General features: G+C 71.6%; 15 protein-coding genes. 7 read left to right on the forward strand and 8 right to left on the reverse strand.

The features are described 5' to 3' along the window. Nucleotides 1-16: 16 nt before the first annotated feature. Nucleotides 17-1,729 (reverse strand): cytochrome c biogenesis protein DipZ, encoded by a 1,713-nt coding sequence (locus tag ACFTQE_RS11925; protein WP_376925271.1) that lies wholly within the window; start codon nucleotides 1,727-1,729, stop codon nucleotides 17-19. Between the two features lie 154 nt (nucleotides 1,730-1,883). Between ACFTQE_RS11925 and ACFTQE_RS11930 the strand changes: the two genes are divergently transcribed. Beyond that, nucleotides 1,884-2,552 carry a fasciclin domain-containing protein gene (locus ACFTQE_RS11930; RefSeq protein WP_376925272.1) on the forward strand — a complete coding sequence of 223 codons (669 nt, stop codon included), beginning with the start codon at nucleotides 1,884-1,886 and terminating at the stop codon, nucleotides 2,550-2,552. A gap of 179 nt (nucleotides 2,553-2,731) precedes the next feature. Continuing rightward, entirely contained in the window at nucleotides 2,732-3,910 is a 1,179-nt protein-coding gene (locus tag ACFTQE_RS11935) for a MarP family serine protease (RefSeq protein ID WP_376925273.1), read from the forward strand. 30 nt (nucleotides 3,911-3,940) lie between these two features. On the opposite strand, the gene ACFTQE_RS11940 is transcribed toward ACFTQE_RS11935, so the two are convergent. From ACFTQE_RS11940 to ACFTQE_RS11950, 3 genes are all read right to left on the reverse strand, one after another. Beyond that, on the reverse strand, nucleotides 3,941-4,129 hold the full coding sequence (locus tag ACFTQE_RS11940) for a hypothetical protein (protein ID WP_376925274.1): 189 nt from the start codon (nucleotides 4,127-4,129) through the stop codon (nucleotides 3,941-3,943). 76 nt (nucleotides 4,130-4,205) lie between these two features. Further along, entirely contained in the window at nucleotides 4,206-5,138 is a 933-nt protein-coding gene (locus ACFTQE_RS11945; RefSeq protein WP_376925275.1) for an aldose 1-epimerase family protein, read from the reverse strand. Then, on the reverse strand, nucleotides 5,135-5,977 hold the full coding sequence (locus ACFTQE_RS11950) for a DeoR/GlpR family DNA-binding transcription regulator (protein ID WP_376925276.1): 843 nt from the start codon (nucleotides 5,975-5,977) through the stop codon (nucleotides 5,135-5,137). The genes ACFTQE_RS11945 and ACFTQE_RS11950 overlap by 4 nt, the downstream gene beginning before the upstream one ends. Nucleotides 5,978-6,116: 139 nt before the next feature. On the opposite strand from ACFTQE_RS11950, the gene galT reads away from it, so the two are divergent. Next, nucleotides 6,117-7,223: a galactose-1-phosphate uridylyltransferase gene (galT, locus tag ACFTQE_RS11955; RefSeq protein WP_376925285.1), complete on the forward strand. Its 1,107-nt coding sequence runs from the start codon at nucleotides 6,117-6,119 to the stop codon at nucleotides 7,221-7,223. Beyond that, entirely contained in the window at nucleotides 7,220-8,407 is a 1,188-nt protein-coding gene (gene galK, locus ACFTQE_RS11960) for a galactokinase (protein ID WP_376925277.1), read from the forward strand. The genes galT and galK overlap by 4 nt, the downstream gene beginning before the upstream one ends. Nucleotides 8,408-8,437: 30 nt before the next feature. On the opposite strand, the gene ACFTQE_RS11965 is transcribed toward galK, so the two are convergent. Further along, a complete protein-coding gene (locus tag ACFTQE_RS11965; protein ID WP_376925278.1) occupies nucleotides 8,438-8,929 on the reverse strand; it encodes a YbaK/EbsC family protein in 492 nt (163 codons plus the stop codon). 87 nt (nucleotides 8,930-9,016) lie between these two features. On the opposite strand from ACFTQE_RS11965, the gene ACFTQE_RS11970 reads away from it, so the two are divergent. Beyond that, on the forward strand, nucleotides 9,017-10,330 hold the full coding sequence (locus ACFTQE_RS11970; protein WP_376925279.1) for an APC family permease: 1,314 nt from the start codon (nucleotides 9,017-9,019) through the stop codon (nucleotides 10,328-10,330). A 9-nt stretch (nucleotides 10,331-10,339) separates the two neighbouring features. Continuing rightward, entirely contained in the window at nucleotides 10,340-10,876 is a 537-nt protein-coding gene (locus tag ACFTQE_RS11975) for a gamma carbonic anhydrase family protein (RefSeq protein ID WP_376925280.1), read from the forward strand. A 122-nt stretch (nucleotides 10,877-10,998) separates the two neighbouring features. On the opposite strand, the gene ACFTQE_RS11980 is transcribed toward ACFTQE_RS11975, so the two are convergent. From ACFTQE_RS11980 to ACFTQE_RS11990, 3 genes are read right to left on the reverse strand one after another with little or no spacing between them, the layout of a single operon-like run. Next, the gene (locus tag ACFTQE_RS11980) at nucleotides 10,999-12,327 is read right to left on the reverse strand and encodes a DUF6716 putative glycosyltransferase (RefSeq protein ID WP_376925281.1); all 1,329 of its coding nucleotides are present in this window, start codon (nucleotides 12,325-12,327) and stop codon (nucleotides 10,999-11,001) included. Next, the gene (locus ACFTQE_RS11985) at nucleotides 12,324-13,199 is read right to left on the reverse strand and encodes an N-acetylneuraminate synthase family protein (RefSeq protein ID WP_376925282.1); all 876 of its coding nucleotides are present in this window, start codon (nucleotides 13,197-13,199) and stop codon (nucleotides 12,324-12,326) included. Before ACFTQE_RS11985 ends, ACFTQE_RS11980 begins: the two co-directional genes overlap by 4 nt. A 10-nt stretch (nucleotides 13,200-13,209) precedes the next feature. Then, entirely contained in the window at nucleotides 13,210-14,646 is a 1,437-nt protein-coding gene (locus ACFTQE_RS11990; RefSeq protein ID WP_376925283.1) for a cytidylyltransferase domain-containing protein, read from the reverse strand. 211 nt (nucleotides 14,647-14,857) lie between these two features. Between ACFTQE_RS11990 and ACFTQE_RS11995 the strand changes: the two genes are divergently transcribed. Beyond that, on the forward strand, nucleotides 14,858-15,940 hold the full coding sequence (locus tag ACFTQE_RS11995; protein ID WP_376925284.1) for a type I restriction enzyme HsdR N-terminal domain-containing protein: 1,083 nt from the start codon (nucleotides 14,858-14,860) through the stop codon (nucleotides 15,938-15,940). Nucleotides 15,941-15,960: the final 20 nt, after the last annotated feature.

The raw sequence follows: 15,960 nt of genomic DNA on the forward strand, positions 1-15,960 counted from the left end.
ACTGCGAAGACATGGTTCATCCGAACGTGAAGGAGTAGGCGTCGACACCGGGGCTCACGGTGACGGTGAGGGTTCCGGATGCCGCGGCATCCGTCTGCACGAGCTCGTACGACCTCGGCACGCCGCTGACCGTGATCTCGCGGCGCTGCCCGCCGTCGTCGACGGCGATCGTGCCCTCGCCGCCGAGCACCATCCGCACCTCGCGCGCGGTGTAGTCGAGCCGCACGCGCGCATCGCCCGACGACGGGGCGATCGACTGCGTGTCGAGCGCCCACGCGCCGTCGAGGGCGAAGGAGTCGGCGGCGAGCCGCTTCGGGAAGACGAACTCCGTCGTCGCCCGGCGATACGGCTCGCCCCCGGCGAAGTTCACCTGCTTCGTCGTGCCGAGGAAGCTCTCGGGCGTCGTGGAACCGGCCTCGGGGGTGTCGTCGGCCTGCTCGGTGACGGGTGGCAGTTCGACCTCGGAGTCGGCGTCCTGCAGCAGCTCGCGGATGAGGCCCTCGGTCGCGGCGTAGTTGCCCTCGCCGAACGAGATGTGGCGCACGACCCCGTCGGCGTCGATCAGGTAATGCGCCGGCCAATAGCGGTTGCGATAGTTCGTCCACGTCGCGAGCGAGTTGTCGAGGCCGACGGGGTAGTCGATGCCGAAGCCGGCGATGCCCGCCTCGACGTTGCGCGGTTCCTTCTCGAAGGCGTACTCGGGCGAGTGGATGCCGACGACGGAGAGGCCGTCGTCGCGGTAGGCGTCGTCCCAGGCGACGACGTGCGGGATGGAGCGCTGGCAGTTGATGCACGAGTACGCCCAGAAGTCGACGAGCACGACCCGGCCGCGGAGCTGGGCGAGGTCAACGGGCGCCCCGCCGTCGGTGTTGAACCATTGCTCGATGCCCGTGATCGACGGCGCGGTGCCGCACGACTCGAGTTCGGCGGCGCCGTTCGTGCACTCGTCGAGCTTCGCGTTCTCGTCGTTCACGAGTCCGCCGAGGTCGAGCGCCCTGGTGACCTCCTCGGAATCGGCGAGCTCCTCTTGGAACGCGCTCGTGTAGTCGGGCACGAGGCGCTGCAGCAGCTGGGGAAGGTTGAAGACCAGCCCCACGGCGAGCGCGATCATCACGACGCCGCCGGTGATGCGGATTCCGCGCTGATGCGTGCGGAAGGTCCTGACACGTTCCGCCACCCGTCGCCCGGCGAGGGCGAAGACGAGGAGCGGGAGCGCCGCGCCGACGGCGAACGACACGGTCAGCACGACCGTCTCCACCCCGATGCGGCCCGTCGACCCCGCGACCGTGATCGCCGCGAGCACCGGCCCGGCGCACGGCACGTAGACGGCGCCGAGGGCGAGGCCGAGCGGGAACCCGCCCTGTTCGGTGCCGACGTCCTTCCTCGGGATCCACGAGAACGGCTTCTCGAGCAGCTCTTCGAAGCGGGGCACGATGAGGCCGACGCCGATGAGCACCAGCACGACGATGCCCGCCCACCGCAGCACGTCCTGCGGCAGTCCGAGCAGCGCCAGCAGCAGTGAGCCGACGAGGGTGAAGACGCTGAAGCTCACCACGAGGCCCGCGATGACGAGGTAGGGCCGCCAGCGCCCGGCCGCCGGGGCATCCGCCGTGCCTCTGGCGCTCTGCGCCCCGCCCGACAGGAAGATGACCGGCAGCACCGGGAGGATGCAGGGCGAGATGCCGGTGATGAGGCCTCCGAGGAGGCCGATGAGGGCGAGGGTGATCACGGGGTCCTGCTTTCTCGGGTCGCCGGTGGTTCGGCGCGGAGGCCGGATCCGATTGGTCGGGGCGGCGCCGAGGCCGACCAATCCGATCGGCCACCGGCGCCGAACCCCTCGCAACGACCCGCTCCGCGGTCGCCATTCACGAAGGAGTCGACCGATGCGTTCCACGAACCGCAGCACCCGCACCGCCCTCGCGGCGTTCTCGATCACGGCTGTCGCCGCGCTCGGGCTCGCCGGCTGCAGCATGGGCGGCAGCGCCGCCGAGAGCGACGAACCGGCGATGTCGTCGGAGGAGACCCAGCCGAGCGACGAGGCGATGACGGCCGACCCCGCCGCCGATCTCGTCGGCCCCGGCTGCGCCGCCTACGCCGACGCCGTGCCCGACGGCCCGGGTTCCGTCGTCGGGATGTCCACCGACCCGGTGGCCGTCGCCGCCTCGAACAACCCGCTGCTGACGACGCTCGTCGCCGCGGTCTCCGGCCAGCTGAACCCCGACGTCGACCTCGTCAGCACGCTGAACGGCGACGAGTTCACCGTCTTCGCCCCGGTCGACGACGCCTTCGCCAAGATCGACGCCGCGACCATCGAATCGCTGAAGACCGACTCGGCGACGCTCTCGAAGATCCTCACGTACCACGTGGTGCCCGGTCAGCTCTCGCCCGACGAGGTCGTCGGAACGCAGACGACCGTCGAGGGCGGCACGGTCGAGGTGACCGGCTCCGGTGACGACCTGAAGGTCAACGACGCCGCGGTCGTCTGCGGCGGCGTGCACACCGCGAACGCGACGGTCTACCTCATCGACTCGGTGCTGATGCCGACGATGTAGGAGCGCCGAGCACGACCGAACGGCTCCGTCGACCCGACGACGGGGCCGTTCTCCCGCGTCACGGTCTGCAGCACAGCCCGACGACGGGGCCGTTCCCGCGCGTCACCGTCTGCGCGCCTTCAGCACTCTCGAAGACGGATGCCGCAGGCTGGAGTTCCCCCGGCCTCGAAGGGAGCCCCGTGGTCTGGAGCATCCTGCTCGACGTCGCCCTCGTGCTCGTCTTCATCGGCGCGATCGTGAACGGCTGGCGCGCCGGGCTCCTGCGCACCGCCGCCGGTCTCGTCGGCCTCGTCGCCGCGGGAATCGCCGCCTACTTCGTCATGCCGTGGATCGCCGGCATCGTGCCCTGGCCCGAATGGCGGGCCCCCGCCGCGATCGCCGCGGCCATCGCGCTGCTCTGCCTCGGCGCCTGGCTCGGCGCCGTGGTCGGCCGGCTCCTGAGCCGCGGCGTGCGCGCGGTCAAGCTGGGGGTGCTCGACCGCATCCTCGGCGCCCTCGGCAACCTGCTCGTCACCGCCTTCGTCGTCGCACTCGTGGCCTCGGGCGTCTCGGCGATGGGCGTGCCCGTGCTCTCCCCGGCGATCGCCGGGTCGCGCGTGCTGCAGGGCCTCGACGCCGTCACGCCGGCGCCGACGCGCACGCTGCTCGCGGAGATCCGCACGGCCGCCCTCGGCGAGGGCCTCCCCTGGCTCGTCGACGTGCTCGGCGGGCCGACCGAGGCGCCGGCCCTGCCGACGTTCGACGTCGACGACCCGGAGCTCGCCGTCGCCGCGGCATCCGTCGTGCGCATCACCGGCAGCGCGTTCCAGTGCGGTTCGACGCTCTCGGGCAGCGGCTTCGTCGTCGCCCCCGACCGCATCGTGACGAACGCGCACGTCGTCGCCGGGGTGACCGAGCCGATCGTCGAGGCCCCGGGCCAGCCCGCCGTGCCCGGCCGAGTGGTGTCGTACGACCCCGACAGCGACCTCGCGCTGATCGCGGTCGACGGCCTCGCGACCCCGCCGCTCGCCATCTCGACCCCGTCGCTCGGGCAGGAGGTCGCCGTGGCCGGCTACCCCTTCGGCGGACCGTTCGAACTGCGGCCCGCGAACGTCATGTCGAGCGGGCCGCTGACCATTCGGACCGACGGCAGCACCTCCACGCGCGACATCGTGACGCTCGCCGCGGATGTCGACCACGGCAACTCGGGCGGACCGGTGCTCACCGGCGACGGCGAGGTCGCCGCGGTCGTCTTCGCGAAGTCGGAGACGGTCGACAACGTCGGCTTCGCCATCCCGACGTCGACGCTCTCTCCGCTCGCGAGCGCCGCGCCCGGTCTCGACGCGACGGTCGACTCCGGGTCGTGCGTCGTCGGCTGAGCCTCACTCGGGCGACCGCCTCACCGCTCGCTACCGAGTCTGCTTGGCCGCTCGCAGGCGCGCTGTGGCCGGAACGAGCAGGAGTGCGACGAGAACCCCGGCGCCGAACCAGAGCCACGAGTTGGGCTGGCCGATGGCCGCCCCGATCGCGCTTCCGATGAGCCCCAACACGAGGCTCGTGAGCATCAACCACTGCTTGACGGGCCGACGAAAGAACATGGACACAGTCTGACGGAAGCTCGACGGCCGCGCCAGCTTCGGTCGTTCGGGATGCTCCGTGGAGAAGCCGGTTCGGCTACTCCGCCGTGAACCCCTCGAAGCGGATGCCCCATGAGATCTGCCACTCCTCGCCCGGGTCGAGCCAGCGCAGGCCGCGGCCGGAGTTGAAGGCCTCGGCCGGGGCGGTCATGGGCTCGATCGCGATCGCGACGTCGCCCTCCTCGCCCGGGAACCGGGTCGTGGTGTAGACCTGCACGTACTCGAACACCGAGTCGGCCCAGACCGAGACGGTGCGGCCGTCGGGCGCGGTGAGCGTGTGCAGCACCTGCCCGTCTTCGCTCGCGATCTCGCCGAAGGCGTCGTCGAGCGAGACGTCGCCGACGCGGCGACCTTCGCGGAAGTCCCACTCGGTGCCGTCGACGGGCACCTCGCCGGTCGGCAGCAGCCGCTCGTCGACCTCGATGTGGCTCGCGGCGTCGAGGCGCAGCACGAGGTCGACCGTCGGCACGCCGCCGATCTTCAGGTAGGGGTGCGTGCCGATCGCGACGGGGGCGGGATCGGCGCCGAGGTTCTCGACGTAGTGCGTGACCCGCAGTCCGTCGGAGACGAGCTCGTAGTGCACGGCCGTGCCGAGCAGGAACGGGTAGCCGAGTTGCGGGTACACCGTCGCCGAGAGCGTGACGGAGTCGCGTTCGCGCGAGATCGGCTTGTACTCGGTGTTGCGGAGCAGCCCGTGGATGGCGTTGTTCTTCGCCGGCTCCGAGATCGCGAGCTGGTGGTCGACGCCGTCGTGGCTCCAGCGACCGTCGCGGATGCGGTTCGGCCACGGCGCGAGCACGATGCCGGCTCCCATGGGCGGCGTCTGGTCTTCTGCGAACGGCGGCACGAGGTCGATGCCGTTGATGCTGAGGGTGCGGATGCCTGCGGCGACGGCGGTGATGGTCGCGCGGATGTCGCCGCTCGACGTCGTCGTCTCGAGCACGAACTGCTCGCCCGTGGGAAGGGTCATGGATCCACTCTAGGGTCTCGGGCGAAGTGCACGGCGAGCCCGGCATCGAGGAGCTCGGCGACGATCGGCGACGGGGCCGCGGCATCCGTGACGAGCCCGTCGAAGGCGTCGACCGGGGCGATGCGGCCGAGGTGCACCTCGCCGAGCTTCGATGCATCGGCGACGACGATCGAGCGCGCGGCCGAGCGCATCATGAGCGCCTTGACCGCGGCCTCGGGCAGGTTCGCGTTCGTGACGCCGTGCGCGGCGTCGACTCCGTTGCCGCCGATGAAGGCGAGGTCGACGTGCACCTCGTCGAGCATCGAGCCGGCGAGCGGATGCACCAGGGAGTGCTGCTTCGGCCGCAGCGTGCCGCCGGTCACGACGACCGTGAAGCGCGGGATCTCGGGTTCGAGTTCGAGGGCGATCGACAGCCCGTTCGTGAAGACGACGACGTCTTCGAGGTCGGCGCGGGCGCGGAGCGCGCGGGCGACCTGCAGGGTCGTGGTGCCCACGTCGAGGATGATGCTCTGCCCGCTGCGCACGAACGACGCCGCGAGCGAACCGATCAGGCGCTTGGGTTCGACGGATGCCTCGAGCGCCTCCTCGAAGCTCGGTTCGCGTTCGGGGCGATCGACGGCGAGCGGCGACGAAACCGGCACCGCACCGCCGTGCACGCGACGGATGCCGCCCTGCCGCTCGAGTGCGTCGAGGTCGGCGCGTGCCGTGACGGTCGTGACGCCGAAGGCGCGCGAGAGCTCGGCGACGCGCACGAACCCCCGCTCGGCGACGAGGGCGAGCGCGAGCTCGCGTCGCCGGGGCGCGTCGAGCGGCGCATTCGCGGACGCGTCGATGGACATACCGGAATCATGCGCGCTCGACGTCGACTTTGCAATACGAAATGCGTTTGTTTGCAAAACGAAAGTCGCGTAGGGTGTGCGCGTGACCGACTCGAACGACGTCGCCGGCGCGGCATCCGCTGCCCCTGTCGACCCGCGCATCACCGTGACCCCCACCCTGCTCGCCGACGGCCGCGAGCTCATCTACTTCGACGACGCCGACTCGACGCTGCCCGCCGAGCGCGCGATCGACGAGCGAGTGCTCGACCCGCGGCCCGCGAATGCGCAGATGCGGCAGGACCCACTGACCGGGGAGTGGATCTCGATCGCCGCAGCGCGCCAGAACCGCGTCTTCCTGCCGCCCGCCGATCTCGACCCCCTCGCCCCGCAGCGCCCCGGCAACCCCTCGGAGATCCCGAGCACCTACGACGTCGCCGTCTTCGAGAACCGCTCGCCGTCGTTCGGCCCAGCGCTGGCCGATCCGGACGACTCCGACGCCGACACCCTCGCCGAGCTCCGCCGTGTCGGGCTCGAGCGCACGCACCCCTCGATCGGCCGCTGCGAGGTCGTCTGCTTCAGCCCGGAGCACGAGGGCTCCTTCGGCACCCAGACCGTCTCCCGCGCGCGCACCGTCATCGAGGCGTGGGCGCAGCGCACCGCCGCGCTCTCGGCCATGCCCGGCGTGCAGCAGGTCTTCCCCTTCGAGAACCGCGGCGAGGCGATCGGCGTCACGCTCGGCCACCCGCACGGCCAGATCTACTCGTACCCGTACGTGACGCCGCGCACCGAGCGGCTGCTCGCCTCGATCGACGCCTACGGGCCGACGCTCTTCGCCGACGTGCTCGAGCGCGAACGCGGCGGCCCCAGAGTCGTGCTCTCGGGTGAGCGCTGGACGGCGTACGTGCCGTTCGCCGCGCGCTGGCCGATCGAGGTGCACCTGCTCCCCCACCGTCACGTGCCCGACCTCGCGGAGACCACGCTCGACGAGCGCGACGAGCTCGCGACGCTCTACCTGCGGCTGCTGCGCGGCGTCGACCTGCTCTACGACACCCCGACGCCGTACATCGCCGCGTGGCACCAGGCGCCGGTGCACGAGCGCCGGGACGAGGTGCGGCTCATGCTCCAGCTCACGAGCCCGCGCCGCGGCGCCGACAAGCTGAAGTTCCTCGCCGGCTCGGAGGCGGCGATGGGAGCATGGATCGGCGACGTCACCCCCGAATCCCAGGCTGAGGCGCTGCGCGCCGCGATCGGAAAGACTGAAGCATGAGCGAGACGACGAACGACGCGACGGCGGCGGGCATCACGGCGACCGCGGAGCACGGGTTCGCCGAATGGTACGGCAGGCGCCCGGCGGGCGTCTGGTCGGCGCCCGGGCGGGTCAACCTCATCGGGGAGCACACCGACTACAACGACGGATTCGTCTTCCCGTTCGCGATCGACCGGCGCACGGCGGTGGCGCTCGGCGACCGCGACGACCGAGTCATCCGCGTCGCCTCGGCGTTCTCGCCCGAGGCGGTCACCATCCACCTCGACGAGCTCACCCCCGACGCGGTGAGCGGCTGGGCCGCCTACCCCCTCGGCGTGGCCTGGGCACTCGGCGAGTTCGGCGCCGAGCTCGCCGGCGTTCGCGGCGTCGACCTCTACGTCGCCTCCGAGGTGCCGATCGGCGCAGGGCTCTCGTCGTCGGCCGCGATCGAATGCGCCGTCGCACTCGCCCTCGACGAGCACTGGGGCCTCGGGCTCGACCGCCCCACGCTCGCGAAGGTCGGCCGTCTCGCCGAGAACCGTGCCGTCGGTGCGCCGACCGGCATCATGGACCAGTCGGCGTCGCTCCTCGGCGAAGCCGACGCCGGTGTCTTCCTCGACTGCCGCAGCCTCGACTCCGAGGTCATCCCGCTCGGCTTCCGGGCCGACGGGCTCTCGGTGCTCGTGATCGACACGCGCGTCGAGCACGCGCACGCCTCGGGCGGGTACGCCGCACGTCGCGCCTCGTGCGAGGCCGGCGCTGCCGCACTCGGGGTCGAGTCGCTGCGCGACATCCGCGTCGACGACCTCGACCGCGCCGCCGAGCTGCTCGACGACGAGACGTTCCGCCGAGTGCGCCACGTGGTGACCGAGAACCAGCGCGTGCTCGACACCGTGCGCGCCCTGCGCGAGCACGGACCGGGTGCGATCGGTCCGTTCCTCGACGCCTCGCACGTCTCGATGCGCGACGACTTCGAGATCTCGGTGCCCGAACTCGACCTCGCCGTCGAGACCGCGCAGGCGACGGGCGCGATCGGCGCCCGCATGACGGGCGGCGGCTTCGGCGGCGCGGCGATCGCGCTGATGGTCGACGCGCTCGTTCCCGTCGTGACCCGCGAGGTGCTCGCGGTGTTCGCCGAGCGCAGCTACCGGGAGCCGGCGATCTTCACGGTGCAGGCCGACGCGGGCGCGCGACGCGTCGCCTGAGGCTCGGCGCGCCGGTTCAGGCGCGCCGGCTCACTGCGACGCGGGCGGCGGTTCGACCGCGCTCGGCGTGCCGCCTGTGATGCGCACGAGCTCGTCGAACGACGTCGGGAAGACCGTCTTGGCGTGGCCGGCGGCCGCCCAGACCGCGGGGTAGTCGGCGAGCTGCACGTCGACGACCGTGCGCACCGGCGCGGGGTGGCCGAGCGGCGCGACGCCGCCGATCACCTGGCCGGTCGCCTCCTTCACCGTCTCCTTCGAGGCGCGACGGATGACGCCGCCGAGCTGCTGCCCGAGCCATTCCGTGTCGACCCGGTGCGACCCCGACGTCAGCACCAGGATCGGCTCGTCGTCGATCGTGAAGACGAGGGAGTTCGCGATCTGGCCGACCTCGACGCCGAGGGCCTCCGCGGCGAGCGGGGCGGTCGTGACGGCATCGTCGAACCAGACGATCTCGGGCGCGAGCCCGTGCCCGGCGAGGGCGCTGGCAACTCGGTCGACGGCGGCGTGGGAAGGCGATGGCATGCCGAAGATCCTAGCGACCGCGACCGGTCGGCCTCGCCGGCGCCGAGCATCTTCCTGCTCGTCACCTCGATGGCCTAGTGTGCGAGCGTGGATCAGCCCTCCCTCGCCCGCCGCCTCGGCCTCAGGCAGGCGGTCGCGATCGGCCTCGCCGCGATGATCGGCGCCGGCGTCTTCGCGGTGTTCGCCCCCGCCGCGCAGGCCGCGGGGGCCGGGCTCATGATCGGGCTCGCGATCGCGGCGTTCGTGGCGCTCGCCAACGCGGGCTCGACGGCGCAGCTCGCCGCACGGTACCCGGAGTCGGGCGGGGCCTACCGATACGGCCGCGAGCGCCTCGGCGAATGGCCGGGTTTCCTCGCCGGCTGGAGCTTCGTCATCGGCAAGACGGCGAGCTGCGCCGCCATGGCGATGACCTTCGCCGCCTACCTCGCGCCGCCCGACTGGCAGCGGCTGATCGCGATCGCCGCCGTCATCGCGATCACCGCCGTCGACCTCCGGGGCATCACCCGCACCGCGCGCGTGGCGACCGCCGTCGTGATCGGGGTGCTCGTGGTGCTCGCGCTCGTCGTGGCGGCGGGCGCGACCGCGACGTTCGGCGGCGCGACGGGCGGTGAATCGGGCGGCGCGTCGCCCCTGCTCGCGACGGACGACCGCGGCTGGCTCGGCATCCTGCAGTCGGCGGGACTGCTGTTCTTCGCATTCGCCGGCTACGCCCGCATCGCGACGCTCGGCGAGGAGGTCCGCGATCCCTCGCGCACGATCCCCCGGGCGATCGGCATCGCATTCGCCGTCGCCGTGCTCGTCTACGCCGCCGTCGGCGCCGCGGCACTCGGCGCCCTCGGGCCGGCGGGGCTCGCGGCATCCGTCGCACCGCTCGTCGACGTCGTCGAGACCGCCGGATGGGGATGGGCCGCACCGCTCGTGCGCGTCGGCGCCGCGGTGGCGGCGCTCGGGGCGCTGCTCGCCCTCCTCGCGGGCATCGGTCGCACCGCCCTCGCGATGGCGCGCGACGACGAGCTGCCCCGACCGCTCGCCCGGGTGCACCCGCGGTTCCGGGTGCCGCACGTCGCCGAGATCGCCGTCGCCGTCGTCGTCATCGCGCTCGTCGCGACCGTCGACCTGCGGGGCGCGATCGGCTTCTCCTCGTTCGGAGTGCTGCTTTACTACCTCGTCGCGAACCTCGCGGCGATCAGCCAGCCGCGGTCGGAACGGCGCGTGCCGAGGGCGCTCTCCGCGGCAGGGGCGGTCGGATGCCTCGTGCTCGTCGTGACGCTCCCGCCGGTCTCGATCGGCGCGGGCGTCGCAGTGCTCGCGCTCGGCGTCGGGTACCGCCTCATCGCCCGGGCCGCTCGTTCCGCGAGGCTGCGCCGCGGGCTCGGCGGGCGGCCCGACGAGCGCGCGTAGGCTGAGCGCATGTCCGCAGATCCCTCGGCTCGCATCCTGACCATCGCCGGCATCGCCGCACCCGCCCTCGATGAGACGGCCTTCGTGGCCGCCGGGGCGGTGATCGTCGGCGACGTGCGCCTCGCAGCGGGATCGAGCGTCTGGTACAACGCCGTGCTCCGCGCCGAGGCCGAGCCGATCAGCATCGGCGAGGGCTCGAACCTGCAGGACACCGTCGTCTGCCACGTCGACGCGGGCTATCCGCTGCAGGTCGGTCGCGGCGTCTCGGTCGGGCACGGCGCTGTGCTGCACGGCTGCACCGTCGAAGACCACTGCCTCGTCGGCATGAACGCGACCGTGCTGAACGGCGCCGTCATCGGAGCCGGTTCGCTCGTGGCCGCGGGCGCGGTGGTGCTCGAGGGCACGGTCGTGCCGCCCGGCTCCCTCGTCGCGGGGGTTCCGGCCAAGGTGCGCCGCGAGCTCAGCGACATCGAGCGCGCCGGCATCCAGCGCAATGCCGCCGCGTACCTGATGCACGTCGACGAGCACTCGGCACCGGTCGACTGAGGCGAAGCGCCCCCACCGCCGTCGCCGTCGCCGTTCTGAGAACAGGATGACGCGCCGAGACGGCTCCCCCAACAGGCACGTGGTGCCCGCTCCGGCATGCGCTGCCTGTTTCGGTGCGCCGGTCAGGCCTCGACGACGCCCCCGTAGCGCGCCAGCACACGCTTCCGAACCAAACGGGCGCGGCGCAGGAGCCACCGCGCGGGAAGCGCGACGGCCATCGAGACGGCGCCCGCGACCGATCGATCGTGCCTTCCCAGCATCCGCTTGCGCTCGAACGCGCGTCGCAGCGCCCCACCGGTGAGGTTGTGCGTCCGCTTCCGCACGCCGAGCCTGCCGGCCGTGCGCTGCTCGAGGAGCTGGGCGAGCGGGACGCCCCAGTCGTCGTGCCCTCTGCCGTGGAAGTAGTCGTCGGCGAGCCAGTCCGCGTTCGGGCGGCGGAGCTCCCAGGCGGCGAGCGCGCCGGCCCCGCCGAACAGGCCGCTGCCCTCGAAGACGGTGTTGATGAGCTTCGGCGTCACCCCGAACTCGTCGACGAGCAGCACGGGGAGTCCGGCGGCGACCGCCTCGAGCACCGCGGTCGAACTCACGGTCACAAGGCCGGCCGCGCGGGCGAGGTGCGCCGCCATCGGCCCGTCCTCGACGACGAGGTTCGGGGGCAGCGTGCCGCCGAGTTCGCGGCGCACCTCGGCGTCGTCGAGGAGCTCGGCGTAGTCGAACGCCTCGGCGTGCGTCTGCGCCTCGCCGCGCCGTGCGCGCACCTTGACGACGACCCGCCGATGCGGGTGTCGCGCGGCGGCGGCGGCGAGCCAGCCGAGCAGGCGCACGCGGTGCTCGCGCTCGGCGGGCACCTTGGCCTGCGCAGCGAAGACGAGGTCGGTGCGTTGCGGGTCGGCCGCGACATCCGTCACCGCCTCGTCGGGCAGGAACGGGAGGGTCGCGAGGCCGAACTCGATCGCCACCCCGAGCTGCCCGGCGTTGGCGCGGAACTCGCGCACCTCGCGGCGGCTGTGCAGCACGATGAGGTCGACCTGCTCGCGGTAGACGATCGCCTTCGGCTCCGCCGGGATCGTGAGGCCCGGGAATCCGCTCACGAGCACCGGCCGCTCCGGCCGGCGCCCGATGATCGGCGCGACGACGCGCACGAGCGGGCCTCGCAGTGCGAGCAGCACGACGTCGGGCCGGGTGCGCGCGAGCCGCTCCCCCAGTTCATCGAGGTCGACGGTCTCGACCGAGTCGGCGGTGAATCCCGATCCCGCGAGCGCCGCGCGCAACTGCCGGGGGCTCGGCTGCACCGGCGTCTGCAGCACGACGAGGTCGAGGCGCCACGACTCCGGGAACCCGCGGGCGAACGCCGCCCCCCATTTCACGTAGGAGTCCGAGTCGGCGACCACGAGCAGGCGACCGGCGGGGCCGAGCCCCGGCGGCCCGCCGACAGGTGCGCCGTCGCTCACAGCGCGGGAACCCGGCGCAGCTTCGCCCGGGGCGCCTCCTCGCCGGGGAACACGCGCTTGACGCCATCGCCCATCGCCTCGCCGATCACGCGGATGTCGCGCACGAGGTGCTCGAAGCCGGTCGGCTCGAGCGAGGCCGCCTGGTCGGAGCCCCACATCGCGCGGTCGAGCGTGATGTGGCGCTCGACGGCGACGGCGCCGAGGGTCACCGCGGCGAGCGAGATCTGGAGGCCGCGCTCGTGGCCCGAGTATCCGATCGGCACGCCCGGGTAGCGCCCGCGAAGCGTCTCGATCGTGCGGAGGTTCGCCTCCTCGGGCGGCATGGGGTAGCTCGAGGTGGCGTGCAGCATCACGAGCCGGTCGGTGCCGAGCGTCTCGACGGCACGGTCGATCTCGTCGAGCGTCGACATGCCCGTCGAGAGGATCACGGGCTTGCCGGTCCGCGCGATCGCGTCGAGCAGCGCGAGGTCGGTGACCGAGGCCGAGGCGACCTTGTGCGCGACCACGTCGAGTTCCTCGAGGAACTCGACCGACGGCACGTCCCACGGCGATGCGAACCAGTCGATGCCGGCCCGTAGCGCGTAGCTGGCGATCTCGAGGTACTCGGGCTCGCCGAACTCCACGCGCCGGCGATAGTCGAGATACGTCATCGTGCCCCACGGCGTCTCGCGCGGCACGTCGCGCATGTGCTCGGGGGTCGCGATCTCGGGGGTGCGCTTCTGGAACTTCACGGCCTGCGCACCCGCCTCGACCGCGACGTCGATGAGGCGCTTCGCGATCTCGACGTCGCCGTTGTGGTTCAGGCCGATCTCGCCGATGACGTAGACCGGGTACTCGCTGCCGACGACCGATCGGCCGATGCGGACGGACATGTTCGCTCCCTCATTCAGGATCGCGCGATGGCGGATCGGGGTCTTCGGTCGCCTCGGCGGAGTCGCACGCGGCGAGGATCAGGTCGGCCAGTTCGCGGACGGCTCCGTGGCCGCCGGCGCTCGTGAGCACGTGGCGCGCTGCGGCGAGCGCCTCGGGCGCGGCATCCGGCACGGCGACGGGCCAGCCGACCAGGTCGAGGGCGGGCAGGTCGCCCCGGTCGTTGCCGAGGTAGGCGATGCGATCGAGGCGGATGCCGCGTCGCTCGGCCCACTCGCGCAGCACCGCGCCCTTCTCCCCCACGCCCTGCGCGCACTCGACGCCGAGCTTCTCGGCCCGGCGCCCGACGACCGGGTTCTCCTCGGCCGACAGGATCAGCACGGGGATGCCGGCCTTCCGCAGCCGAGCGATGCCGGCACCGTCGCTGCGGCTGACGCGCACCGACTCGCGCCCAAGCTGGTCGACCATGACGGTGTCGTCGGTGTGCACGCCGTCGAAGTCGGTCACGAGGGCGTCGACGTCGATGCGGGGGCCGGGCACGCCGGGCGCACCACGCGTCGAGCCCGGCCGGGCGGATGCCGCGAGCCCGCGATCGACGTGCGCCGCGAGTGCCCTCGCCCGCTCGAGGTCGGCGAGCTCGTCGATCTCGATGGCGTGGTCGGCGTCGACCGGCTGGATGCCGATGCGCCCGAAGAAGCGGTGGCCGGCGGTGCGGAACCCGTCGGTGGCGAAGACGTAGAACGCCCCGGTCTCGAGGTACTCGGGCTCTCGCTCCTGACGGCGGAGCCGGCGGGTCGCCGCGTGGTTCACCCCGATCGCGGAGTCCGCGTCGGCGTCGTCCCGCCAGAGGAACACGTGCGTCGCCGCGCCGGCGAAGACGACGTCGCGCTCACCCGAGGCGACGCGGCCGATCGCCGCGTCGAGGTCGGCCGGGTCGATGAAGGGCGAGGTGGCCTGGATGAAGACCGTGATGGGACGTTCGCCACCCTGACGGCGTCCCGCGCCGCCGTCGCGGTGCTGATCCGCTGCGGGCGACCCTGCCGCATCGCGCGGTTCGAGATGCTCGAGCGCGTGCAGCAGCGCCGCCTCGCTCGAGGCGGTGGAGCCCGAGAGCTCCGCCGGCCGGTCGACGATCTCCGCCCCCGCAGCGCGTGCGGCATCGGCGATCTCCGGGTCGTCGGTCGAGACGACGACGCGGTCGATGCGGTCCGCGGCGAGCGCGGTGCGCACCGCCCGGGCGATGAGCGGCACTCCGCCGACCCGCGCGAGGTTCTTGCCCGGCAGCCCGACCGAGCCGCCCCGAGCCGGGATGATCGCGGTCGCGCGGGCGGTCTCACGCCCGGATGCGGCATCCGTTCGTCCGGCCGCGCGACGGCTTAGCCGCGTCGCCGACGTGGGCGCCAGCGGGACCGCCACGCGCGACGCTTTGACGAGTTCGACCTTGGCCATGGCGAGAAGCTACGCGCGACGAGCAGCCGACTGGTGCACGGTCGGTGAACGAACGGCGACCATCGGGTCGACATCGGATGCATCCCTGATTGCTCGGCTTCATCAGAAGCCTGTCCCCCGAAATAGGGGTAACAAGCGACGTCGCGCACTCTGCCAGCCACCATACGTCTCGATAGAGTCACGAGTTGGACTTCAAACTGAAAGGCAAAGAATGGACTTTGCGGATTCCCTGACAGCCCTCGCCCAGAAGGTGACCAATCAGCGCGATGCCATCCTCACCGAGGAGGCGACGAAGAACGCGTTCGTCATGCCGTTCATCTCGACGGTGCTCGGCTACGACGTGTTCGATCCCATCGAAGTGGTTCCGGAATTCACCGCTGATGTGGGAATCAAGCGGGGCGAGAAGATCGACTACGCAATCATGCGGGATAGCGAAGTCCAGATGCTGATCGAATGCAAGAGTTCCACCGCCCCCCTCAAGGTTGAGCACGCGTCGCAACTCTTCCGCTACTTCGCGGTGACAAACGCCCGTGTCGCCGTTCTCACGAACGGTCAGGTCTATCACTTCTTCACGGACCTCGACGCCCCCAATCGCATGGACGAGAAGCCCTTCCTCGTGCTCGACCTGCTCGATATCGATGAGACCCTGATCGAAGAGATCAAGAAGCTGACCAAGGACGCCTTCGACCTGGACTCAATCATCAGTGCCGCAGGCGAGCTGAAGTACATCGGGCAGCTCAAGCGCACGATCGCTGAGCAGTTCCGTGCTCCGAGCGACGACTGGACGCGGTTCTTCATCGGCAAGGTCTACGACGGTTCCATCACCCAGAAAGTCCGCGACCAGTTCGCGCCGCTCGTGGTCAAGGCTTCCGCTCAGTTCCTCAACGATCAGGTCAACGATCGGTTGAAGGCGGCACTTCGGGGCGGCGGCTACATCGAGACCGACGAGGCGGCCGTGACAAGCCGCGAAGTCGCGGAGGAAGATCTCGCTCGCGACACCGAGATCGAGACGACGCTTGAAGAGCTGGAGGCATATCAGATCGTCAAAGCGATCGCCTGCAGTGAGGTGAAACCTCAACGCGTCACCCAGCGTGACTCCAAGTCGTATTTCGCGATCCTTCTCGATGACAACAATCGAAAGCCGATCGCACGTCTCCACTTCAACTCGAGGAAGCAGAAGTACCTCGGGCTCATGGACGCGGACAAGGTCGAGACGCGGCATCCCATTAGCGGTCCCGACGACATCTATCAGTTCGCCGGAGAGATCCGCGAAGCGGTGAATCGCTACATGTGAAACGGCGGATGCCGCAGGCG

This window comes from Agromyces sp. NPDC056965 (genome assembly GCF_042673425.1).
Classification (GTDB): Bacteria; Actinomycetota; Actinomycetes; order Actinomycetales; family Microbacteriaceae; genus Agromyces.

What these genes read in the sequence shown, in the direction of transcription:
- ACFTQE_RS11930 (WP_376925272.1), top strand. Translation starts at nt 1,884, where the DNA reads ATGCGTTCCACGAACCGCAGCACCCGCACCGCCCTCGCGGCGTTCTCG.
- ACFTQE_RS11975 (WP_376925280.1), top strand. Translation starts at nt 10,340, where the DNA reads ATGTCCGCAGATCCCTCGGCTCGCATCCTGACCATCGCCGGCATCGCC.
- ACFTQE_RS11985 (WP_376925282.1), bottom strand. Translation starts at nt 13,199, where the DNA reads ATGTCCGTCCGCATCGGCCGATCGGTCGTCGGCAGCGAGTACCCGGTC.
- ACFTQE_RS11995 (WP_376925284.1), top strand. Translation starts at nt 14,858, where the DNA reads ATGGACTTTGCGGATTCCCTGACAGCCCTCGCCCAGAAGGTGACCAAT.
- ACFTQE_RS11945 (WP_376925275.1), bottom strand. Translation starts at nt 5,138, where the DNA reads ATGACCCTTCCCACGGGCGAGCAGTTCGTGCTCGAGACGACGACGTCG.
- ACFTQE_RS11950 (WP_376925276.1), bottom strand. Translation starts at nt 5,977, where the DNA reads ATGTCCATCGACGCGTCCGCGAATGCGCCGCTCGACGCGCCCCGGCGA.
- ACFTQE_RS11940 (WP_376925274.1), bottom strand. Translation starts at nt 4,129, where the DNA reads ATGTTCTTTCGTCGGCCCGTCAAGCAGTGGTTGATGCTCACGAGCCTC.
- galK (WP_376925277.1), top strand. Translation starts at nt 7,220, where the DNA reads ATGAGCGAGACGACGAACGACGCGACGGCGGCGGGCATCACGGCGACC.
- ACFTQE_RS11965 (WP_376925278.1), bottom strand. Translation starts at nt 8,929, where the DNA reads ATGCCATCGCCTTCCCACGCCGCCGTCGACCGAGTTGCCAGCGCCCTC.
- ACFTQE_RS11990 (WP_376925283.1), bottom strand. Translation starts at nt 14,646, where the DNA reads ATGGCCAAGGTCGAACTCGTCAAAGCGTCGCGCGTGGCGGTCCCGCTG.